Here is a 20,560-nt window from a genome sequence, read left to right as displayed (position 1 = left end):
GCAACATCGGCTTCATCCCGATAACTTTGCCTGAAGGAAATCGCGGACCGCCGATGGATCGACGTCATTGGCGATCACCGCCTTGCCGATCTTTTCCAGCAAAATGAAGGTGAGACGTCCCCGCTTCACTTTCTTGTCCTGCGCCATCAGCGCCATCAGCGTGTCGGCATCCGCGAGGCCTTCCTGCCGGAAGCCCGCAATGTCCTGCAACCGGGTGGGCAGGCCAACCGACGCAAGATGCTGCTGCACGCGTGCCGCATCAGGCGCCGGGATCATGTTGAGATGCGCCGAGAATTCGGCGGCCAGCACCATGCCGACGGACACGCCTTCGCCATGAAACAGCCGGTCGGAGAAGCCGGTCACAGCCTCGAGCGCATGGCCGAATGTGTGCCCGAGGTTGAGCAGGGCGCGGTCGCCGGTTTCGCGCTCGTCGCGCGCCACGATCGCCGCCTTGGCGCGGCAACTCTCCGCGATGGCGTGCTCGCGCGCGGCGCCTCCTGAAAAGATGTCTCCGTGATTGGCTTCCAGCCAGTCGAAGAATTTCACATCCCCCAGCACGCCATACTTGGCGACTTCCGCATAGCCCGCGCGAAACTGCCGCGGCGACAGCGTATCGAGCACCGCCGTATCGGCCACCACCAGCACCGGCTGATGAAACGCGCCGACCAGATTCTTGCCATGCGGCGAATTAATTCCGGTCTTGCCGCCCACCGACGAATCGACCTGCGCCAGCAGCGACGTCGGCACCTGCACGAAATCGATGCCACGCCGGACAATCGATGCTGCGAACCCGGCAAGATCGCCGATCACGCCGCCGCCGAGCGCGATGACCAGATCGTTGCGCTCGATCTTCGCGGCGATCAGCGCTTCGCAAACATCCTGCAACACCGCGTAGCTCTTGGACGCCTCGCCCTCGCCCACCACGATGCGCGACGATGCGATCCCCGCATCCGCCAGAGCGGCTTCGGTTCTGCCGAGCCAGTGCTTGGCCACGGTGTGATCGGTCACGATGGCGGTACGCGCGCCGGGACGCAGCTTGGCGATGCGATGGCCGAGCGACGGCAGGACATCGCGGCCGATCACAATCTCATAGGCGCGGTCGCCGAGGGCGACACCGACGGTCACCGGGTTGGTCGTCTTGAGAGGAGCAGTCATTTCATTTCGCTTGCAGAAGGTGAGGCTGTGCCGGACACCAGACGCGCATGGAGCGCGTCGATGCATTCATCGACGATCTTTTCGTGCGGCACGTCCCGCGATGCGATCGCGAGATCGGCGAGCTGATAGAACGGGCTGCGCTCGACGATCAGGCGCTCGATGGTGGCAGCCGGATCGGCGGTTTGCAGCAACGGCCGGTCGGCGCGGCGCTTGACCCGCTTCAGGATCACGTCGCCGTCCGCCTGAAGCCAGACCGACACGGCCTTGTCGCGAATCCGGTTGCGTGTTTCCTCGCGCATATACGCGCCGCCGCCGGTCGCGATCACGCTGGGACCGCCCTCCAGCAGGCGCGCGATCACCCGCGCCTCGCCATCGCGAAAATAGGGTTCGCCATGCTGGGCGAAGATCTCGGAAATCGTCAGACCCGCATGGGCGGTTTCGATTTCATGGTCGGCGTCGAGAAACGGAATATGCAGCCGCCCGCCGAGCCGGCGTCCGATGGTCGATTTACCCGATCCCATCATGCCGACAAGCACGACGGAACGATGGCCCAGCGCCGCGACAATTTCGGCCTCACGGGTCATTCCGTCCTGATGTCTGGCCGCGGTCTCGGTCATCTCGTGGCTCGGTTGGCCGCAGATGCGGCTGATACGCCACCTATACTACTCCTGCCGAGGCCGCCGCTAGTGCGGCAGTCCGCAACCGCGGAGACTCTTGCCGAAACGGCGCGAACATGTTGGTAGTCAGGCGGACGAACCACCGTGTTCCGCCGGTTAATGCGGCGTCCAGGCCGTACGCAAAGGTTAACGTCGAGGCTATTCACGATGCCCAGCCTGTTTCGCTTCCTGACTGTCGTCGCGGTAATCGGCGGGCTGATCTATGGCGGCATCTTCGCGCTTGCCAATTTCGTCAATCCGAAGCCGCGCGAAATCACGGTCAGCGTTCCGCCCGACAAATTCCTCAAGAAATAGACGGCGGGAGGATCATGCCGCGCGACACATCCTCCGATGCCCGGTTGACCAGCCTGTTTCTCGACATGCTCGCGGCCGAACAGGGCGCAGGCGACAACACGCTCGATGCCTATCGCGGCGATCTCGAAGACCTTTCGGAATTTCTCGCGCGCCGCAAATCGACGTTGCGCGACGCCGACACCCAGATCCTGCGGGATTATCTCGCCGACCTCGACACCCGCGGCTTCAAATCATCCAGCGTGGCGCGCAAGCTGTCATCGACGCGGCATCTGTTCCGCTTTCTCCTGAGCGAGCGCGTGCGCAGCGACGATCCCGCCGCGATCCTGTCCGGCCCGAAACGCGGGCGCGCGCTGCCGAAGGTGCTGTCCATCGCCGATGTCGATCGCCTTCTCACGCAGGCGAAGAGCATGGCGGACACGCCGGAGCAATCGCCGCTGCAAAGGCTGCGCGCGTTGCGGCTGTCCTGCCTGCTGGAGGTTCTCTACGCGACCGGACTGCGCGTCTCGGAACTGGTGGCACTGCCGCTGTCGGCGGCGCGGCGCGATGCCCGCATGATCGTGGTGCGCGGCAAGGGCAACAAGGAGCGGCTGGTGCCGCTCAACGAAACCTCGAAGCAGGCGATGACGGATTATCTCGCCGCGCGCGAGGCCGTTCATCAGGACCAGAAGAAAAACGCGGCAGCATCCAAGTGGCTGTTTCCGTCATCGGGAGAGAGCGGCCACCTGACGCGGCAGCATTTCGCGCGCGACCTCAAGGAACTTGCGCAGGCCGCCGGCATCGCGCCGCGTCTCGTCAGCCCGCATGTGCTGCGCCACGCCTTTGCATCTCACCTGCTGCATAACGGAGCCGATCTGCGAATCGTCCAGACGCTGCTCGGCCACACCGACATTTCCACGACCCAGATCTACACCCACATCGTCGAGGAGCGATTGAAGAGCCTGGTGCGCGACCTGCATCCGCTGGCCGACAAATAGCCTCGCCAAAACCCAACAATATCAGCGCTTTTCCCCACGGCGCTTGACTTGGGACCGCTTCTTGACTTGAAAGACGCACCAGAAACTATCCCACCCTCAAATATCCGTTTTGGACGCCCTTCGCCTGAGCGCCCCAATCCCTATATTTGCGACATGCCGGACCCAATGCGCAGCTATCTCGATTTTGAAAAGCCCGTTGCCGAACTCGACTCGAAAGTGGACGAGTTGCGCGCGCTTGCCGCGAGCGGCAGCGACATCAGCGAAGAAGTCTCGCGCATTGAAGACAAGGCGTCGCAGGCGCTCAACGAACTCTATGCCAATCTGACGCCGTGGCAGAAGACCCAGGTCGCGCGCCATCCGATGCGTCCGCATTGCGTGGACTATATCAAGACTCTCATCACCGAATTCACGCCGCTGGCGGGCGACCGCAAGTTCGGCGACGACGAAGCGCTGATCGGCGGCTTCGGCCGCTTCCGCGGCGAGAGCATCTGCGTGATCGGCCAGGAAAAAGGCTCCACCACCGAAACCCGCCTCAAGCATAATTTCGGCATGGCCAAGCCCGAAGGCTATCGCAAAGCCGTGCGGCTGATGGAAATGGCGGATCGCTTCGGCATTCCGGTCCTCTCGCTGGTGGATACCGCAGGCGCCTATCCGGGCATCGGCGCCGAAGAGCGCGGACAGGCGGAAGCGATCGCGCGATCCACCGACGCCTGCCTCAGCCTCTGTGTGCCGAATGTGGCGGTCATCATCGGCGAAGGCGGCTCGGGCGGCGCGATTGCAATCGCCACCGCGAACCGGGTGCTGATGCTCGAACACGCCGTCTACAGCGTGATCTCTCCGGAAGGCGCGGCATCGATCCTGTGGCGCGACCCGGCGAAGGCCCAGGAAGCCGCCACCAATCTCAAGATCACCGCGCAGGATCTCGCCCGCTTCGGTGTGATCGACACCATCCTGAAGGAGCCGGCCGGCGGCGCGCATCGCGATCCGGACGCCATGATCGCCCGGACCGGCGACGCCATCGCCCAGGCCTTCAACGACATGCGGAGCCTGGATTCCAAGGCCGTCCGCGACCAGCGCCGGCAGAAGTTCCTCGATATCGGCCGCCGCCTCGGCTAGCCCTCGCTGGCTGCGACAGGGCGACGGTGTCACATCGTGGCTTTTTCGGGACAGCCGCTTCCGGCGGGACGGGTTTTTCGCCAATCTTTTGATTTACTTAGCGTTGACCATAAAGCCGGCCGGGGATCCCCCGAACGGCCCTTCAGCTTGCGACCGGGGGGTATTTAAGGATAATAATCGCTCAATTGCTCACGCACGTTTTTAGCCAAAAGGCGAACGCCGCTTTTACGACGAAAACACGTGCGACCTGTTGAGACGAGCAGAGCTTTCCGGCTGCCCACTGCGCGCCACTTTGCCGGGAAACGCTGCTGCCACCGGTCACTGGTCCAGCCGGAGTATGGGGATTGCCGATCTGCCGCGGAGCCTTGCATTGATCGACCGCACGCACCTTCGCGCGCTGGTGACGTCGGCTGCGCTCGCGGCCGGCCTTTTGCTGTCGGCCTGTAACGGCGACAGCCTGTCGACCGGCGCCAAGGCCAACCGCCCGATCCCCGAAAAACTGCTGGCCGAGATCGAATCCAAGAACATGGACAAGGCATCGCCGATGCTGGTCCGCCTGTTCAAGCAGGAGGCCGAGCTCGAGGTCTGGAAGCAGGATCGCAACGGCAAGTTTGCGCTGCTCAAGACCTATCCGATCTGCCGCTGGTCGGGCGATCTCGGACCGAAGGTCAAGGAAGGCGACCGGCAGGCTCCCGAAGGTTTCTACTCGATTACGCCCGCGCAGATGAATCCGACGTCGGCGTACTACCTCTCGTTCAACATGGGTTATCCCAACGCCTACGACAAAGCGTGGGGACGCACCGGTTCGCAACTGATGGTCCACGGCGACTGCTCGTCGCGCGGCTGCTACGCGATGACCGACGAACAGATTTCGGAAATCTATGCGCTCGGCCGCGAGTCCTTCTTCGGCGGCCAGAATGCGTTTCAGGTCCAGGCCTATCCGTTCCGCATGACGCCGCAGAACATGGCGCGCCATCGGAACAATCCGAACATGCCGTTCTGGAAGATGATCAAGGAAGGCAACGATCACTTCGAGGTCACCAGGCAGGAGCCGAAGGTCGATTTCTGTGAAAGGAAATACGTCTTCGATGCCGAGAAGCCGGCAAACGCGACGCGCCCGCTGGCATTCAACGCGTCCGCGCCATGCCCCGCCTATCAGGTTTCGCCCGAGATTGCCGAAGCCGTGCAGGACAAGCAGCGCACGGATGAACTGAAAACCGCTCAACTGGTTTCACGCGGCACGCCTTCCGCGCGATCCCGCGCCGGCATCGACGGCGGCATGCATCCGGTGTTCGCCTCCAAGCTGCCCGAAGGTGAAGCCGCGATCGACAAGGACGTCACCGATTACGCCGTCGCGTCGTACCTGCCCGCTCCCGGCACAGTGCCCTCGCATGCAACCATTCCGAAGGCGCCCGAGACGGCGCCGTCGTTCAGCTTCACCTCGTCCAACAGCGAACCGATGGTTGCCGCCATGCCCGCTGCAGCATCGCGCAGCGCACCCTCCAACGCCAATGCCAGCGCCGGTCCATCGGAAGGCTTCCTGACCAAGCTGTCGCGCAGCGTCGGCCTGCGCGGTTCGGACCCCGAGCCTGTTGCCGCTCCAGCGAAGCCAGCCGCCGTCACCGCCGCGCCGAAGGCAAAGTCCGCCGGACCTTCCAGGGAAGCCGCCAAGAGCGCACCGCCGCGGGTGATCCCGCTCGAGCGTCCGCAACAGGCTCAAAGCCAGACGCCTGCAACTGCCCCTGCCCCGGCGCCACAGCAGTCGCTGGCCGGAGCCCAGCCGGCCGTACCGGCGAACTCCTTCGACAGCCGCTGGTCGACAATCCGCTGACTTCCATCACGCCATAAAAAACGCCGCTCATCCGAGCGGCGTTTTTCTTTGAACCGGCTTCGCCGAGCGATGCGCTCAGGCGTACTTGCCGTGGCAGTGCTTGTATTTCTTGCCGGACCCGCACGGGCAATCCTCGTTGCGGCCGACCTTGCCCCACGTTGCCGGATTCTGCGGATCGCGTTGCGCCGACGGCACAGGAGCGAGGGCAGCCTGCGCGAAGGCCATCTCGTCCTCACCGGTATTCGGGTCGAGCTTGTGCGCTTCCATCTGCGGCAGTTGCGGCTGCTCGTCCGGCGGCACGATTTCGACCCGCACCAGTTGCGCGGTCACTGCCTCGCGCAGGTGCGCGATCAGGCCCTCGAACAGGTTGTAGGCCTCGGACTTGTATTCCTGCAGAGGATCGCGCTGGCCATAGCCGCGCAGGCCGATCACCTGACGCAGGTGATCCAGCATCACCAGATGCTCGCGCCACAGATGATCCAGCGTCTGCAGCAGGATCGACTTCTCGACATAGCGCATCACGTCGGGACCGAACTGGGCCGACTTCGCCGCCATTCGCTCGTCGACGCGCTGCTCGATGCGCGCCAGCATTTCCTCGTCGGCGATGCCTTCTTCCTTGGCCCAATCCTCGACCGGCAGATCCATGTCGAGAACGCGCAGGAGTTCTTCCTTAAGACCGGCAACGTCCCACTGCTCCGCATAGGCATGGGCGGGCACGTGCTTGGCGACCAGTTCATCGACCAGCGCGTGACGCATGTCGGCCACGGTCTCGGCGACGTTCTGGTCGCGCATCAGGTCGATGCGCTGATCGAAGATCGCCTTGCGCTGGTCGTTCTGGACGTCGTCGAACTTGAGCAGGTTCTTGCGGATATCGAAGTTGCGGGCTTCGACCTTCTGCTGCGCCTTCTCCAGCGCCTTGTTGATCCACGGATGGATGATCGCCTCGCCTTCCTTGAGGCCGAGGCGGGTCAGCATGGTGTCGAGCCGGTCCGACCCGAAGATGCGCATCAGGTCGTCTTCCAGCGACAGGTAGAACTTGGTGCGGCCGGGGTCGCCCTGGCGACCGGCGCGACCGCGCAACTGGTTGTCGATGCGCCGCGACTCGTGGCGTTCCGAACCGATGATGTAGAGGCCGCCCGGCTTGGTGACGGTCTTGGCCGGCTTACTGCCCTTGGCGGGCTCGATCTCGATGACCTCTTCAGCCTTCAGCACCACCTCGCGGAAGCGCTCGATGTCGGCCTTGATGCCGTCGATGATCTTTTGCTTCTCGGCCTCGTCCTCGATGCCGGCGGTGGCAGCCGCTGCGCGCATTTCCAGCGAGCCGCCGAGTTTGATGTCGGTGCCGCGGCCCGCCATGTTGGTCGCAATCGTGATCGCGCCCGGCACGCCGGCCTCGGCGACGATATAGGCTTCCTGTTCGTGGAAGCGCGCGTTCAGCACCGCGAACAGCTTGGCCGGCTTGCCCGCGCGCGCCGCGTCGTAAAGTTTCGTCATCGCCTTCGGATTGGCGAAGTCGATCTGCTTGTAGCCGTTCTTGGCGAGATACTCGCCGAGCACTTCGGACTTCTCGATGGACGCCGTGCCCACCAGCACCGGCTGCATGCGTTTGTTGGCGCGCTCGATCTCATCGAGGATCGCGCGGTGCTTTTCGTCAGCCGTGCGGTAAACCTCGTCGTCCTCGTCGAGACGCGCGATCGGCACGTTGGTCGGCACTTCAACGACGTCGAGCTTGTAGATGTCGAACAGTTCGTCCGCTTCGGTCAGCGCGGTGCCGGTCATGCCCGCGAGCTTGTCGTACATGCGGAAATAGTTCTGGAACGTGATCGAGGCCAGCGTCTGGTTTTCCGGCTGGACCGGCTGATGTTCCTTGGCTTCCAGCGCCTGATGCAGGCCTTCGGAATAGCGGCGGCCCGGCATCATGCGGCCGGTGAATTCGTCGATGATGACCACTTCGCCGTCGCGGACGATGTAGTCCTTGTCGCGCTGGAACAGCGAATGGGCGCGCAGCGCCTGATTGATGTGATGAACGACGGATACGTTCTCGACGTCGTAAAGCGAGTCGCCCTTGAGCTGGCCGGCTTCCTGCAGAAGATTTTCGATCTTCTCCATGCCCGCTTCGGTCAGCGTCACGGTGCGCTGCTTCTCGTCGACCTCGAAGTCGGCCGTCTTTTCCAGTTTCGGAATATAGGTGTCGATGGTGTTGTAGAATTCCGAGCGGTCGTCGAGCGGACCGGAAATGATCAGCGGCGTGCGCGCCTCGTCGATCAGGATGGAGTCGACTTCGTCGACGATGGCGTAGGCATGGCCGCGCTGGACCATGTCCTCGAGCCGGTACTTCATGTTGTCGCGCAGATAGTCGAAGCCGTACTCGTTGTTGGTGCCATAGGTGATGTCGCAGGCATAGGCGGTCTGACGCTCGGCATCGTCGAGGCCGTGGACGATGACCCCCGTGGTCATGCCGAGGAAGCCGTAGATCTGGCCCATCCAGCCGGCGTCGCGCTTGGCGAGGTAGTCGTTGACGGTGACGACATGCACGCCCTTGCCGGCGAGCGCATTGAGATAGACCGCGAGCGTGGCGACCAGCGTCTTGCCTTCGCCGGTTTTCATCTCGGCGATGTCGCCCTCGTGCAGCACCATGCCGCCGATCAGCTGCACGTCGAAATGACGCTGGCCGAGGGTTCGCTTGGCGGCCTCGCGCACGGTCGCGAAGGCAGGCACCAGCAGATCGTCGAGGGTCTTGCCTTCCGCGAGCTGTTTGCGGAACTCATCCGTCCGCGCCTTCAGGGCTTCGTCGGACAGCGCCGCGATTTCAGGCTCCAGCGCGTTGATGGCGTCGACGCGGGCTTGATACCCCTTGATCCGCCGGTCGTTGGCGGAGCCGAAAAACTTGCGGGCGAGCGCGCCGAGCATGAAAAATTCCTGTCTACAGTTTGGCATTGCGGCCGCGGCCGGCGCAGCTTTTAAGTACCAGTGTCAGGCGTATCCCGGAATTGCTTGCGGGGACAAACCCTTGCACGAATTCTTGAGAATGAGTGCGGGAAGCCAATTCCGAGGTTCACCCGCTCGACCGCGGCAAAGCCCCGCGGCAGGCAGGAGCGCCTGCGGGCAGAGATATGGGCCGTCCAAAGCCTTGTCAACGCGCCAACCTGTCAGGGATTTCATGATTTTGGCGGCTTTTTCGCGTTGCTTCCGGGCAAGGGTTGGGCGAGTGTCCCGCACCCCGAACCGCGCCCCGCGTTTGACCTATAAGGATTTTCCATGACCGTTTCTCCGAACCGCACTGCCACCCACAGCGGACTGGCCGCGCGACCTGGATTGAGACTTGAATCGAAACTCGGACTGCTCGCATCGGCCGCTGCAATTTGTCTCACGGTCGCTTTCGGAGCTGGCCAGCCGGCTTACGCGCAGGACGCCAATGCCGTGATCGCGAAAGTTAACGGCACGGAGATCCGCCAGAGCGATCTGACGGTGGCCGAAGAAGAGCTCGGACCGAGCCTGCAACAGATGGACCCGGCGAGCCGCCGGGAAAATCTGATCGCGTTCCTGATCGACATGAAGATCGTCGCCAAGGCTGCCGAAGCCAAGAAGGTCGGCGATGCGGCGGACTTCAAGCAGAAGCTCGCCTTCGCCCGCGATCGCCTGCTGATGGACAGCCTGCTCGGCACCGAAGGCAAGGCCGCCGTCACCGACGACGCCATGAAGAAGGTTTATGAAGACGCCACCAAGCAGGTGGCCGGCGAGAAGGAAGTCCACGCCCGGCACATCCTGGTTCCGACCGAGGAAGAAGCCAAGGCGATCAAGGCCGAGCTCGACAAGGGCGCGGACTTCGCCAAGCTCGCCAAGGAGAAGTCGAAGGATCCGGGCGCCGCGGACGGCGGCGACCTCGGCTTCTTCACCAAGGAACAGATGGTGCCGGAATTCTCCGCCGTCGCCTTCGCGCTCGCACCCGGAAAAATCTCCGACCCCGTGAAGTCGCAGTTCGGCTGGCACGTCATCAAGGTCGAGGAAGCCCGCGACCGCAAGCCGCCGGCCTTCGAGCAGGTCAAGGGCCAGATCGAAACCTTCGTGGTGCGCAAGGCGCAGGCCGATTACGTCACCAAGCTGCGCGCCGAAGCCAAGATCGAGCGTCTGGATAAGCCGGCGGATCCTGCCGCGGCTCCGGCTGCAACGCCGGATGCGAAGGCTGCGCCGGCCGCCAAGGCTCCCGCGAAGAAGTAAATCGACCCGTTTCCTTCTCCCCGCTTGCGGGGAGAAGGTGGCGAGCTTTTGCGAGCCGGATGAGGGGCCGGATGTTACCGACTTGCCCCTCACCCGACTTTCTCGCTTCGCTGGAAAACCGGCCTCTCCCCGCAGGCAGGAAGAGGTGATACAGAGCGCTCCTCCTCATCAAGGAATTGAGCTCTCCATGTCCACCGCCGTCTCACCGCTCGCCCCCACCGACGTTCCCGACATGCCGCGCATCGCCGGCGTGCGCCTCGCCACGGCGGCCGCGGGCATCCGCTACAAGAACCGCACCGACGTCCTGCTGGCGCTGTTCGACAAGGGCACCACGGTGGCGGGCGTGTTCACCAAATCGAAGTGCCCGAGCGCCGCGGTGGACTGGTGCCGCGCCCAACTGAAGGGCGGCGAAGCGCGCGCGCTGGTGGTCAATTCCGGCAACGCCAACGCTTTCACCGGCAAAACGGGCAAGCAGGCGGCGACGCTGACGGCGGCGATCGCCGCGAAGGCCGCCGAGACCAGCGCGAACAAGATTTTTCTCGCATCCACCGGCGTGATCGGCGAACCGCTCGACGCCACCAAATTCAACGGCGTGCTCGACGATCTCGCGCAGACCGCCGGGCCCGACGGATGGATGAACGCCGCCCGCGCCATCATGACCACGGACACGTTTCCGAAGGTCGCGACCGCCACGGTGAAACTCGGCAAGGCCAGGGTCAACATCAACGGCATGGCCAAGGGTGCCGGCATGATCGCACCCGACATGGCGACCATGCTGGCCTTCGTCTTTACCGACGCGCCGCTGTCCGCCGCCGTGCTGCAATCGCTGCTCAAGACCGGCGTCGACGATACGTTCAACGCGGTGACCATCGACGGCGACACATCCACGTCCGACACGCTGCTGGCGTTTGCCACCGGCGCGGCGGCGGCCGACGGTGCACCGAAAATCAGCCGCGCGTCCGATCCGCGCCTGAAGGCCTTCACCAAGGCATTCCACGCGGTGCTGGCCGATCTCGCCGAACAGGTCGCACGCGACGGCGAAGGCGCGCGCAAATTGGTCGAGGTCGTGGTCGAAGGCGCGACCTCTAAGCCGTCCGCGCGCAAGATCGCCATGTCGATCGCCAATTCGCCGCTGGTGAAGACAGCTATCGCAGGCGAGGACGCCAACTGGGGCCGCGTGGTGATGGCGGTCGGCAAGGCCGGCGAACCGGCCAACCGCGACAAGCTCTCGATCTCCTTCAACGGCATCCGCGTCGCCACCAAGGGCGCGCGCGATCCGTCTTACGACGAGGCGGAAGTCTCCGCGCTGATGAAGCAGCCGAAAATCCAGATCAAGGTCGGGCTCGGCCTCGGCAAGGGCCGCGACCGCGTGCTGACCTGCGATCTCACCAAGGAATATGTCGCGATCAACGGCGACTACCGCTCGTGATCAAGCTCACCCTCGTTGTCGCCTGCGCGCTGATCGATACGGACAACCGCGTCCTGATCGCGCAGCGTCCCGAGGGCAAGGCGCTTGCGGGCCTGTGGGAATTTCCCGGCGGCAAGCTTGAGCCCGGCGAACGGCCCGAGCCCGCGCTGATCCGCGAACTCGCCGAAGAACTCGGCATCAAGGTGGAAGAACCATGCCTCGCGCCGCTGACATTCGCCAGTCACGGCTATGACAGCTTTCATCTGCTGATGCCGCTCTACATCTGCAGGAAATGGGAAGGCATGGTGACGCCGCGCGAGGGCCAGCAGCTCGCCTGGGTGCGCGCCAACAAGCTGCGCGACTATCCGATGCCGCCCGCCGACATTCCGCTCATCGCGCATCTGACGGATTTGCTGCTGTAGGCGCATCGCTCTTGCGGCGAGCGAAGCGCAATCCGGATAAACGCCACGGACCTTGCCCCGGATGTAGCGCATCGCGCCAGTGGTGCGCTGCCGAGCCGGGGCTGTTGCGCGTTCCGATCCGTGACGGTCCCGGTTCTGCGAGACAGCGCGGCGCGCCCGGGACACCCGCGATACGCGTCATTCCGGGACGCGCCCTCTTGGGCGCGGACCCGGAATCCACTCTTCCCGTCGTGATGGATTCCGGGTTCGCTCGCAAAGATGCTCGCGCCCCGGAATGACGAGGCGCCGAAACATTTTGTGATGGGGATACGAATCCCCGCCCTTCAAACCTCTCTTAAGTTCGAAGCGTCCTGTTCGTGAGGGGCGCTTCTCGAGGGCGCTTTTGAAGCGGAGCAGGATGCGGCGCCTGCGCGATGTGGATTCGCACCCACACGTCCGGGAGGCCGGGGGTCACCGTCCGGGCCAACTACGTGGCTCTGCCTTCAATGGCTGGACGAGGACAGGATGAAGGCGGGCGAAAGCCTGCCGGATCGGAGGCGCGATACGCGCTCGTCCTGTCCCGGAAGCACGGTCCCTCGGTAAAAAGTCGCCGCCAAATAGCAGTCAGGCTTGCGCAGACTGCGTAAACTTGTCTGTGGAGCGCCGTGAGGCGACGCGCTTCCTTTTCGCAGAGGAAGCGAAACAAGACATTTGCGCCTTGCGGCGCTCCATGCCCCTCGTTGTTGAGGGGCGAGACTGAAAGCAAAACTCGCGCGCGGCGCGGGAACGAATGCGCGTGCGTGAGTAGCTGTTTGAAAATCGCATCTGGAACGAGAGGTGACGCGAGACGCTTCAACACCCGCGATCGTCATCACCGGGCTTGACCCGGTGATCCATCATCTTCGCAAAAAGCATTTCTCAAAAAGATGGATGGCCGGGTCAAGCCCGGCCATGACGAACTATGGTTGGGCGAGTTGTATGCACGATGTCGTCCCCGCCAACGGGTCCGGTTTCACCGGCCAAGCCTGCGCGGGGACGACCGGGGAGAGAGATCACACGACGCGTCAACTCCATATTGCGCCCCAACCCGCATCACGTCTTCGGATCGCGCGCCTTGTTCACCGCCTCCGCCAGCGACATTTTCGCCGATCCAGGCTTCAGCGGCTTCTGCTGGCTTTGATGCGGCGCCCAGCCTGACAGCCAGACGATATCGAACGTGGCGCGTATGCGTCCGTCCGGATCGGAGAAACGCTCGGCATAAACCTGCGCCATCCTGACAAACGTCGCGCGGCGCGACGGCGTGCGGCGGCGCTCGACAAGAATGTTGGTCGCGCCCATGCGCCGCAGATCCTGCATCAACGCGAACGCGTTGTCGTAGCGCACCACGATGCGGTCCACGTCCGTCACCGGCAGCGCGAAGCCCGCACGCTGCAACAGCGCGCCAATGTCGCGCAGATCGGCGAACGGCGCCACGCGCGGCGACACGCCGCCCTCGATCTCGGATTCGGCAGCGGCGAAAGATTGCCGCAGTTCGGTCAACGTCTCGCCGCCGATCATCGCGGCCAGAAACAATCCATCCGGCTTCAGCGCGCGGCGGATTTGCGCCATCGCGCCGGGCAGATCGTTCACGGCTTGCAAGGCCAGCGCCGACACCGCGAGATCGACGGAGCCGGGCTCCAGCGCCAGCGGTTCGGCATCAGAGACCGGCAACGCCACGGCGCGCAATCGGCCGACGCGCTCACCCAGCGCCGCATGAACCTGATCGCCGGGCGTGCCCACATCGACACCGTTGGAGAATTCCCGCAGCACCGCGTGCTGCCGTTCCGCCAGATCCTCCGCGACACGGTCGAGCAGGAACGCGGCCGGTCCGAGACGCGCCGCGCGATGCTGCCGCACACGCAGCAACGCGCGATCGAACAGGCGCGGCGGAATATTGTTCGGAGGCGAGGTCATAAGCCGTTGGTACGCCCATGGAGACTATTCTGGCAATTCCCCGCAGGTTCGCTTGTCACGGCCGAACGCCGGAACTAGCCTCAGACTGCGGGGAAGATCATGTCGGGTTTCGGACAGGCATCGTCGTATTCTTCAAACCGGCTGCGCAGCCGGTTTGCCGGCGCGCTGACGGCGTGCCGGACTGCCCTCACCTCGCTGCCGCGCGCGGCCCTCGACATCGCCCTGCCGACGCTTTGTGTTTCGTGCCGCGAGCCGGTCGCCGGCGAAGGCGTCTGCGCGATGTGCTGGTCGAAACTCTCGTTCATCGCGCCGCCATTCTGCGCGCGGCTCGGCATCCCATTTGTCTACGATCCCGGACCGGGCCTGCTGTCGATGCAGGCCATCGCCGATCCGCCGGCCTATCAGCGCGCCCGCGCCGCCGTCCGCTACGACGACGTGGCGCGCACCATGGTCCACGCGCTGAAATATCAGGACCGCACCGATCTTGCGCCCACCATGGGCCGCTGGATGGCGCGGGCCGGTCAGGAACTTCTCGCCGGGGCGGATGCGCTGATCCCCGTTCCGTTGCACTGGCGGCGCGGATGGAGCCGCCGCTACAACCAGTCCGGCGCGCTGGCCGGCGTAATCGGACAGTCGGCCGGTCTCCCCGTGATCGGCGACGTCCTGCGCCGGGTGCGGCCAACCCTCCAGCAGGTCGGACTTTCCCGGGCGGATCGCGCGCTGAACGTTCAGGGCGCGTTCAAGGTGCCGCTGGAGAAGAAATCTGCCGTGCAGGGCCGCCGGATCGTGCTGATTGACGATGTTTTGACCTCCGGCGCGACAGCAAACGCCTGCGCACATGCCCTGCTGCGGGCCAGGGCTGCATCCGTCGACGTGCTGGTGTTTGCGCGGGTTGTGGACACGCTCTAGACCCCCATATAATTTGGGTTGTTTCCCGTTCCGTAAAGGCAAGCCATGGCGGCACTCATCGAGATCTATACGCGGCCCGGATGCGGCTATTGCAGCGCGGCCAAATCGCTGCTGACGCGCAAGAGCGCCGCGTTCACAGAATACGATGTCGCGGTCGATCCGAACTGGCGCGCCGAAATGGTCGAGCGCTCCAAGGGCGGCGCGACCTTCCCGCAGATCTTCATCGACAAGGTTCATGTCGGCGGCTGCGACGATCTCTACGCACTCGACCGGGAACACAAGCTCGACACGCTGCTGGCCGGCCAGAAAGTACCTTCATGACGGAGGGCCCCGCCACCCCCTTCACCGCAGCGATGGTGCAGATGCGCACCGCGATGCATCCGGAAGCCAGTCTGGCCGAAGGCATCCGGCTGATCCGCGAAGCGAAGGACAAGGGCGCGGACTACGTCCAGACCCCCGAAGTCAGCAACATCATCCAGCAGAACCGCAAGGCGCTGTTCGAAATCCTTGCCAGCGAGGAAGACGATCTTTCGCTCAAGGCCTATCGCGAACTGGCGCGCGAACTGAAAATCTATCTGCACATTGGATCGCTCGCGGTCCGCGCGACACCCGAGCGCGCCGCCAATCGCTCGTTCCTGATTGCGCCCGATGGCAGCATTCTCGCCAGTTACGACAAGATCCACATGTTCGACATCGAACTCGACGGTGGTGAAAGCTATCGCGAGTCCGCCAACTACCAGCCCGGCGAGACCGCCGTGATTTCAGACCTGCCTTGGGGGCGTATCGGCCTCACCATTTGCTACGACGTGCGCTTTCCCGCGCTTTACCGCGCGCTGGCGGAAGCCGGCGCATCGTTCATCGCGGTGCCGTCCGCATTCACGGTCAGGACCGGCGAAGCGCACTGGCACACGCTGCTGCGCGCTCGCGCCATCGAGAACGGCTGCTTCGTCTTTGCCGCCGCGCAGGCTGGAAAGCACGAGAGCGGACGCGAGACCTATGGTCATTCGCTGATCATCGATCCGTGGGGCGAAATCCTCGCCGAGGGCGGCACCGAGACTGGCGTCATTTTAGCGAAGGTCGATCCCGCCAAAGTGCAGTCGGTCCGCAAGAACATTCCATCCCTGCAGCATGGACGCCGCTTCGGCCTCGCCGATCCGAAAGCCGGACCGGAGCATCTGCATCTCGTACGGGGATCGGCATGATCCGCTACGCGCTGCGCTGTGAGCGCGGCCACGAGTTCGAGAGCTGGTTCCAGAGTTCAGGCGCCTACGACAGTCAGCACAAGCGCGGACTCATCACGTGTCCGGTATGCGAGTCCACCAAAGTGGACAAGGCCATCATGGCGCCGCGCATCGCAGGCAAGGCAAAGTCAAAATCTGCGCCTGAACCTGTGGCCGCACCCGCCGAGGACGCGGCGCCGGCATCGCTGGTGATGGCGCCGCAGGAACGCGAGCTTGTCGCCAAGCTGCGGGAGCTGCGCGATCACGTTCTCAAGAACGCGGATAATGTCGGCAAGAAATTTCCCGACGAAGCCCGCAAGATGCATTACGGCGACATCGAACATCGCGCGATCTACGGCGAGGCGACCGCCGAAGAGGCCAAGGAGTTGATCGACGAAGGCGTTGAGGTGGCGCCGCTGCCGGTGCTGCCCGGCGACCGGAACTAGATAAAGTTCCTCATGGCGAGGAGCGCGCATTTTTGCGTGCGTCTCGAACCATGAGACCATATGTTCTCCCTCATCCTTCGAGACGCGGCCAAAAGAGGCCGCTCCTCAGGATGAGGTCACCCCGCCACCAGCATCGCGACCCCGATAAGAATGAGCGCAATCCCACTGAGTTCTCTCAGCGACAACGGTTGCTTCATTGAATAATACGCCGCGACCTGCGCGAACAGCACCTCGACCAGCGCCAGCGTCCGCACATTGGCCGCAGCGGTGAGCGCGAAGGCGAGAAACCAGAACAGCGACGCGAACGATCCCATGAAGCCGGCGAACATCGACGGCTTCCACAGCCGGAAGATTGCCGTCATCGTTCCCGGCGAGCGCGCGATCAGCCAGCCGGACAGCACGATGGTCTGCATCAGCAAGGTCGCGGTCAACGTCAGGCTCGCCGCGGTGACGAAGCTGACGCCGGTGACATTGAGAATCGCGCCGCGATAGCCGACCGCCGACAGCGCGAAGAACGACGCCGCCACGAGGCCGAGCACCGTGGGCTTCAGATTGCCGAAGCCTTTCATGCCGCCGGGGCGCAAAGCCGTGATCACCACGCCGATGGTGGCGATCAGAATGGCCGCGACCTTCAGCCCGGTCAGGTGATCCGACAGGAACACGAAGCCGAAAATCGCCGCCTGGATCGCCTCCGTCTTGAGATACGCCGTCGTCACCACGAACGACCGCTCGTTCATGGCCATCAGCATCAAGGCGGTGGCGAGAATCTGCGCCATGCCGCCGACCACAAGCCACGCCCAGAATCCGGCCTCCGGCCACGACAGCCGATCGCCGTTGGCGATGAGGATCAGTCCGAGAAAGATCAGCGAGAACGGAAAGCCGAACAGAAAGCGGATATGGGTCGCGCCCAGCGTGCCGAGCTGCGCCGTGAGACCGCGCTGCATCGCGTTGCGCACGACCTGTCCCGCTGCCGCCAGCAGCGTGAAAGGAATCCAGAGCCAGATGAGTTGGGACATGGTGAAAAATGAAAGCCAGAACGGCAGGAGCGCCGGATTCAGAGAGGCCTATATCCGACGCACGCGGTCAACCGGCGAAGCCCCATGTCAGTCCCGCACGCCGGTCACGTCGCCGCTTCCGCGACCACCATGTAGTTCACGTCCATGTCGGACGAGAGACTCCACTTGTCGGCCAGCGGGTTATATACCACGCCCGCCTGATCGCTGATGGCGAGCTTGTTGCGCTCGAGGTGATGCGTCAGTTCGGCTGGCGTGACGAACTTGTCCCACTGATGGGTACCGCGCGGCAGCCAACGCAGCACATATTCCGCACCGACGATGGCGAGCGCGAAGCTCTTCCAGTTCCGGTTGATGGTCGACGCCACCATCATGCTCGACGGCTTGAGCAGCGCCGCGCAGCGGTCGAGAAACACCCCGACATTGGTGACATGCTCGACCACTTCCATCGCCAGCACGATGTCGAAGCGCTCCCGCGGGTCCATCTCCTCGATGGTGGTGCAGCGATAGTCGATCAGCAGATGCGAGCGGTCGGCATGCAGCTTGGCCACTGCAATGTTGGTCGCCGAGGGATCGACGCCGATCACCTGCGCGCCCAGCCGCGTCAGCGGTTCGCACAGAAGTCCGGCACCACAGCCAATGTCGAGAATGCGCAGACCCGAAAGGCAGTTCAGACTCTTCGGACTGCGGTCGAACTTGCGGCACGCCGCGTCGCGGATATAGGCCAGCCGCAGCGGATTGATCTTGTGCAGCGGCGCCATCTTGCCTTTGGGATCCCACCATTCCTCGGACAGCTGCGAGAACCGCGCAACTTCGCCGGGATCGACCGTGGACGCTGATGAAGGAGTCTGAATCATGCCGAGAACTATATCCGGTTAGCGTGCCGTGATGTGGTTGCGGAATTCGATCGGCGCGCCGATCATTTTTATCGTCTTCGTGCCTTCACCGACACCATTCACTCTGACATCTCCCCACCCAAAAATCCGGCCGGCGATGCTCTGGGTGACGTCGACGCTTTCGATTTTATCCAAACTCATCTCAAAGGTCTGACGCTTGATAAACCCTTCCTTGTGAACCACGCGCAGGGTGGTCACATCGGTCTCGGTGGTCCAGCGCTGAAACCAGGCCCGGAACAGAAGAAAGCCCCCGACAAGCGTAAACAGCGCGCTGGCGGCCAGAAGCGGAAAAATAACTCCACCGCCCGAACCGGCCAGGCAGAGGGCCGCGACGGCAAGGCATAACAGTCCGGGCACATAGACGATGCCGTGAATCGTGGTGGAATACAGAATCTTCTCCCCCGGCTGCAAAATATCGTCGATATAGCGGCCCATTTCCGTCCCCAGCCGTGATTGTCAGGAGGCAATCGTGTTGCTTGCCCCCGACCCGATGGGTATGTATAGCCGCCTTTTCGGGGCCGTGCTTCCGTTTTGACCGGAACTGGCTCCTTACTGAACAATCAGTCTAACCGGGACAGCGCCATTCGCTATGGGCCGCCTTGTGATGAAATTCGGCGGCACGTCCGTCGCCAATATCGAGCGCATCCGCAACGTCGCGCAGCATGTGAAGCGCGAGGTCGATGCCGGCCATGACGTGGCCGTGGTGGTGTCGGCGATGTCCGGCAAGACCAACGAACTGGTCGGCTGGGCCACCGAGGCATCGCCGCTGCATGACGCGCGCGAATACGACGCCATCGTGGCTTCCGGCGAACTGATCACCGCCGGCCTGCTCGCCATCGTGCTGCAATCGCTCGGCATCCAGGCGCGGTCCTGGCAGGGCTGGCAAATTCCGATCCTGACCGACGATGCTCACGCCTCCGCGCGCATCACCGGGATCGACGGCGCCGAACTCCTGAAGCGCTTCAAGGAGCGCAAGGAGGTCGCGGTGATCGCCGGCTTCCAGGGCATTCACCAGCCGACCGGTCGCATTACCACGCTCGGCCGCGGCGGCTCGGACACATCGGCGGTCGCGATCGCGGCTGCCATCCACGCCGACCGCTGTGACATCTACACCGACGTCGATGGCGTCTACACCACCGATCCGCGCGTGGTGCCTAAGGCACGGCGACTCGAGAAGGTGGCGTTCGAGGAAATGCTGGAGATGGCGTCGCAGGGCGCCAAGGTGCTACAGGTCCGCTCTGTGGAGCTGGGCATGGTTCACAACGTGCCGGTATTCGTGCGCTCGAGCTTCGACAAGCCGGAAGATATCGATCCCCACGGCACGCCGCCGGGCACGCTGATTTGCAGCGAGGAGGAAATCATGGAGAGCCAAGTCGTCACCGGCATCGCCTTTTCAAGGGACGAAGCCCAGATCTCCGTGCGCCAGATCGAGGACAAGCCGGGCGTCGCAGCCTCGATCTTCGTGCCGCTGGCCGATGCCAGCATCAACGTCGACATGATCGTGCAGAACGTCTCCGAGGACGGCAAGACCACCGACCTTACCTTCACCGTGCCGGCCTCCGAATACACCCGCGCCAAGGACACCATCACCAAGGCCAAGGACAAGATCGGCTACAAGGCGATGGACTCCGCCACCGATGTCGCCAAGGTCTCGGTGATCGGCATCGGCATGCGCAGCCACGCCGGCGTCGCAGCGCAAGCCTTCAAGGCGCTGTCGGAACGCAACATCAACATCCGCGCCATAACCACATCCGAGATCAAGTTCTCGCTGCTGATCGATGCCGCCTATACCGAATTGGCCGTCCGCACGCTGCATACGCTTTACGGGCTGGATCAGGCATAAGCGGCCACTCCCGGGGAACAGTTGCGACATCGTGACGAAGGCGTTCTGCTAGAGCGGGTCTGATATTTGGCAGGTGTTTTGCTTGGCAAAACGCGCCTCAATTCGATATAGCCTCAGGACAAGGCACGCGCCCCCGCGCCTCTGATTCCGGACCGTCGGATACGTCCGGGATAAATGGGAGGTGCTGGCACGGCCTTGAAAAGTCG

The 20,560-nt window shown here is 63.6% G+C and carries 19 protein-coding genes; 12 read left to right on the top strand and 7 right to left on the bottom strand.

The features are described 5' to 3' along the window. Positions 1–12: 12 nt before the first annotated feature. Together aroB and LVY71_RS02350 are read right to left on the bottom strand one after the other, a co-directional pair. Positions 13–1,155, bottom strand: coding sequence for a 3-dehydroquinate synthase (gene aroB, locus LVY71_RS02355; protein WP_235097822.1), 1,143 nt, complete (start codon positions 1,153–1,155; stop codon positions 13–15). Next, positions 1,152–1,772 carry a shikimate kinase gene (locus tag LVY71_RS02350; RefSeq protein WP_235097820.1) on the bottom strand — a complete coding sequence of 207 codons (621 nt, stop codon included), beginning with the start codon at positions 1,770–1,772 and terminating at the stop codon, positions 1,152–1,154. Before LVY71_RS02350 ends, aroB begins: the two co-directional genes overlap by 4 nt. A gap of 207 nt (positions 1,773–1,979) precedes the next feature. On the opposite strand from LVY71_RS02350, the gene LVY71_RS02345 reads away from it, so the two are divergent. From LVY71_RS02345 to LVY71_RS02330, 4 genes are all read left to right on the top strand, one after another. Beyond that, positions 1,980–2,126, top strand: a complete 147-nt coding sequence (locus tag LVY71_RS02345; RefSeq protein WP_235097818.1) for a histidine kinase — start codon at positions 1,980–1,982, stop codon at positions 2,124–2,126. A 14-nt stretch (positions 2,127–2,140) separates the two neighbouring features. Next, the gene (xerD, locus tag LVY71_RS02340) at positions 2,141–3,100 is read left to right on the top strand and encodes a site-specific tyrosine recombinase XerD (protein ID WP_235097816.1); all 960 of its coding nucleotides are present in this window, start codon (positions 2,141–2,143) and stop codon (positions 3,098–3,100) included. 153 nt (positions 3,101–3,253) lie between these two features. Further along, positions 3,254–4,216, top strand: a complete 963-nt coding sequence (locus LVY71_RS02335; RefSeq protein ID WP_235097815.1) for an acetyl-CoA carboxylase carboxyltransferase subunit alpha — start codon at positions 3,254–3,256, stop codon at positions 4,214–4,216. Between the two features lie 370 nt (positions 4,217–4,586). After that, complete coding sequence (locus LVY71_RS02330; RefSeq protein ID WP_235097813.1) at positions 4,587–6,047, top strand: L,D-transpeptidase family protein; 1,461 nt, start codon at positions 4,587–4,589, stop codon at positions 6,045–6,047. Between the two features lie 75 nt (positions 6,048–6,122). Here LVY71_RS02330 and secA read toward each other — a convergent pair whose 3' ends face one another. Then, positions 6,123–8,957 carry a preprotein translocase subunit SecA gene (secA, locus tag LVY71_RS02325; RefSeq protein WP_235097811.1) on the bottom strand — a complete coding sequence of 945 codons (2,835 nt, stop codon included), beginning with the start codon at positions 8,955–8,957 and terminating at the stop codon, positions 6,123–6,125. Positions 8,958–9,305: 348 nt separating this feature from the next. Between secA and LVY71_RS02320 the strand changes: the two genes are divergently transcribed. From LVY71_RS02320 to LVY71_RS02310, 3 genes are all read left to right on the top strand, one after another. Next, a complete protein-coding gene (locus LVY71_RS02320; protein WP_235097809.1) occupies positions 9,306–10,265 on the top strand; it encodes a peptidylprolyl isomerase in 960 nt (319 codons plus the stop codon). A gap of 187 nt (positions 10,266–10,452) precedes the next feature. Further along, positions 10,453–11,694 carry a bifunctional glutamate N-acetyltransferase/amino-acid acetyltransferase ArgJ gene (gene argJ / locus LVY71_RS02315; protein WP_235097807.1) on the top strand — a complete coding sequence of 414 codons (1,242 nt, stop codon included), beginning with the start codon at positions 10,453–10,455 and terminating at the stop codon, positions 11,692–11,694. Beyond that, positions 11,691–12,095 carry a (deoxy)nucleoside triphosphate pyrophosphohydrolase gene (locus LVY71_RS02310; protein ID WP_235097804.1) on the top strand — a complete coding sequence of 135 codons (405 nt, stop codon included), beginning with the start codon at positions 11,691–11,693 and terminating at the stop codon, positions 12,093–12,095. Before argJ ends, LVY71_RS02310 begins: the two co-directional genes overlap by 4 nt. A 1,071-nt stretch (positions 12,096–13,166) precedes the next feature. Here the strand turns inward: LVY71_RS02310 and LVY71_RS02305 are convergent. After that, the gene (locus LVY71_RS02305; RefSeq protein ID WP_235097803.1) at positions 13,167–14,027 is read right to left on the bottom strand and encodes a methyltransferase domain-containing protein; all 861 of its coding nucleotides are present in this window, start codon (positions 14,025–14,027) and stop codon (positions 13,167–13,169) included. 99 nt (positions 14,028–14,126) lie between these two features. Between LVY71_RS02305 and LVY71_RS02300 the strand changes: the two genes are divergently transcribed. From LVY71_RS02300 to LVY71_RS02285, 4 genes are read left to right on the top strand one after another with little or no spacing between them, the layout of a single operon-like run. Continuing rightward, the gene (locus tag LVY71_RS02300; protein ID WP_235097801.1) at positions 14,127–14,936 is read left to right on the top strand and encodes a ComF family protein; all 810 of its coding nucleotides are present in this window, start codon (positions 14,127–14,129) and stop codon (positions 14,934–14,936) included. Positions 14,937–14,981: 45 nt separating this feature from the next. Next, a complete protein-coding gene (gene grxC, locus LVY71_RS02295) occupies positions 14,982–15,257 on the top strand; it encodes a glutaredoxin 3 (RefSeq protein WP_235097799.1) in 276 nt (91 codons plus the stop codon). Next, the gene (locus LVY71_RS02290) at positions 15,254–16,138 is read left to right on the top strand and encodes a carbon-nitrogen hydrolase family protein (RefSeq protein WP_235097797.1); all 885 of its coding nucleotides are present in this window, start codon (positions 15,254–15,256) and stop codon (positions 16,136–16,138) included. Before grxC ends, LVY71_RS02290 begins: the two co-directional genes overlap by 4 nt. Beyond that, on the top strand, positions 16,135–16,602 hold the full coding sequence (locus tag LVY71_RS02285) for a DUF1178 family protein (RefSeq protein WP_235097795.1): 468 nt from the start codon (positions 16,135–16,137) through the stop codon (positions 16,600–16,602). Before LVY71_RS02290 ends, LVY71_RS02285 begins: the two co-directional genes overlap by 4 nt. A gap of 116 nt (positions 16,603–16,718) precedes the next feature. Here the strand turns inward: LVY71_RS02285 and LVY71_RS02280 are convergent, their stop codons facing one another. The 3 genes from LVY71_RS02280 to LVY71_RS02270 all read right to left on the bottom strand — a co-directional run bounded on the left by LVY71_RS02280 (position 16,719) and on the right by LVY71_RS02270 (position 18,946). Beyond that, positions 16,719–17,618, bottom strand: coding sequence for a DMT family transporter (locus tag LVY71_RS02280; RefSeq protein ID WP_235097793.1), 900 nt, complete (start codon positions 17,616–17,618; stop codon positions 16,719–16,721). Between the two features lie 104 nt (positions 17,619–17,722). Further along, entirely contained in the window at positions 17,723–18,472 is a 750-nt protein-coding gene (gene ubiG, locus LVY71_RS02275) for a bifunctional 2-polyprenyl-6-hydroxyphenol methylase/3-demethylubiquinol 3-O-methyltransferase UbiG (protein ID WP_235097791.1), read from the bottom strand. A gap of 18 nt (positions 18,473–18,490) precedes the next feature. After that, positions 18,491–18,946, bottom strand: a complete 456-nt coding sequence (locus tag LVY71_RS02270; RefSeq protein ID WP_235097789.1) for a PH domain-containing protein — start codon at positions 18,944–18,946, stop codon at positions 18,491–18,493. Positions 18,947–19,100: 154 nt separating this feature from the next. Here LVY71_RS02270 and LVY71_RS02265 point away from each other — a divergent pair, with 154 nt between their 5' ends. Then, positions 19,101–20,354 (top strand): aspartate kinase, encoded by a 1,254-nt coding sequence (locus tag LVY71_RS02265; RefSeq protein ID WP_235097786.1) that lies wholly within the window; start codon positions 19,101–19,103, stop codon positions 20,352–20,354. The last annotated feature ends 206 nt before the right edge of the window (positions 20,355–20,560 follow it).

It is taken from the genome of Bradyrhizobium sp. G127, assembly GCF_021502575.1.
In the GTDB taxonomy this organism is placed as follows: domain Bacteria; phylum Pseudomonadota; class Alphaproteobacteria; order Rhizobiales; family Xanthobacteraceae; genus Afipia.
This window is presented reverse-complemented; position numbering and strand designations above follow the sequence as displayed.

Coding starts and splice junctions, on each gene's coding strand:
- LVY71_RS02320 (WP_235097809.1), top strand. CDS start 9,306: ATGACCGTTTCTCCGAACCGCACTGCCACCCACAGCGGACTGGCCGCG.
- ubiG (WP_235097791.1), bottom strand. CDS start 18,472: ATGATTCAGACTCCTTCATCAGCGTCCACGGTCGATCCCGGCGAAGTT.
- LVY71_RS02280 (WP_235097793.1), bottom strand. CDS start 17,618: ATGTCCCAACTCATCTGGCTCTGGATTCCTTTCACGCTGCTGGCGGCA.
- LVY71_RS02290 (WP_235097797.1), top strand. CDS start 15,254: ATGACGGAGGGCCCCGCCACCCCCTTCACCGCAGCGATGGTGCAGATG.
- secA (WP_235097811.1), bottom strand. CDS start 8,957: ATGCTCGGCGCGCTCGCCCGCAAGTTTTTCGGCTCCGCCAACGACCGG.
- LVY71_RS02265 (WP_235097786.1), top strand. CDS start 19,101: ATGGGCCGCCTTGTGATGAAATTCGGCGGCACGTCCGTCGCCAATATC.
- aroB (WP_235097822.1), bottom strand. CDS start 1,155: ATGACTGCTCCTCTCAAGACGACCAACCCGGTGACCGTCGGTGTCGCC.
- LVY71_RS02350 (WP_235097820.1), bottom strand. CDS start 1,772: ATGACCGAGACCGCGGCCAGACATCAGGACGGAATGACCCGTGAGGCC.
- LVY71_RS02300 (WP_235097801.1), top strand. CDS start 14,127: ATGTCGGGTTTCGGACAGGCATCGTCGTATTCTTCAAACCGGCTGCGC.
- LVY71_RS02305 (WP_235097803.1), bottom strand. CDS start 14,027: ATGACCTCGCCTCCGAACAATATTCCGCCGCGCCTGTTCGATCGCGCG.
- LVY71_RS02285 (WP_235097795.1), top strand. CDS start 16,135: ATGATCCGCTACGCGCTGCGCTGTGAGCGCGGCCACGAGTTCGAGAGC.
- LVY71_RS02345 (WP_235097818.1), top strand. CDS start 1,980: ATGCCCAGCCTGTTTCGCTTCCTGACTGTCGTCGCGGTAATCGGCGGG.
- LVY71_RS02335 (WP_235097815.1), top strand. CDS start 3,254: ATGCCGGACCCAATGCGCAGCTATCTCGATTTTGAAAAGCCCGTTGCC.
- LVY71_RS02270 (WP_235097789.1), bottom strand. CDS start 18,946: ATGGGCCGCTATATCGACGATATTTTGCAGCCGGGGGAGAAGATTCTG.
- grxC (WP_235097799.1), top strand. CDS start 14,982: ATGGCGGCACTCATCGAGATCTATACGCGGCCCGGATGCGGCTATTGC.
- xerD (WP_235097816.1), top strand. CDS start 2,141: ATGCCGCGCGACACATCCTCCGATGCCCGGTTGACCAGCCTGTTTCTC.
- argJ (WP_235097807.1), top strand. CDS start 10,453: ATGTCCACCGCCGTCTCACCGCTCGCCCCCACCGACGTTCCCGACATG.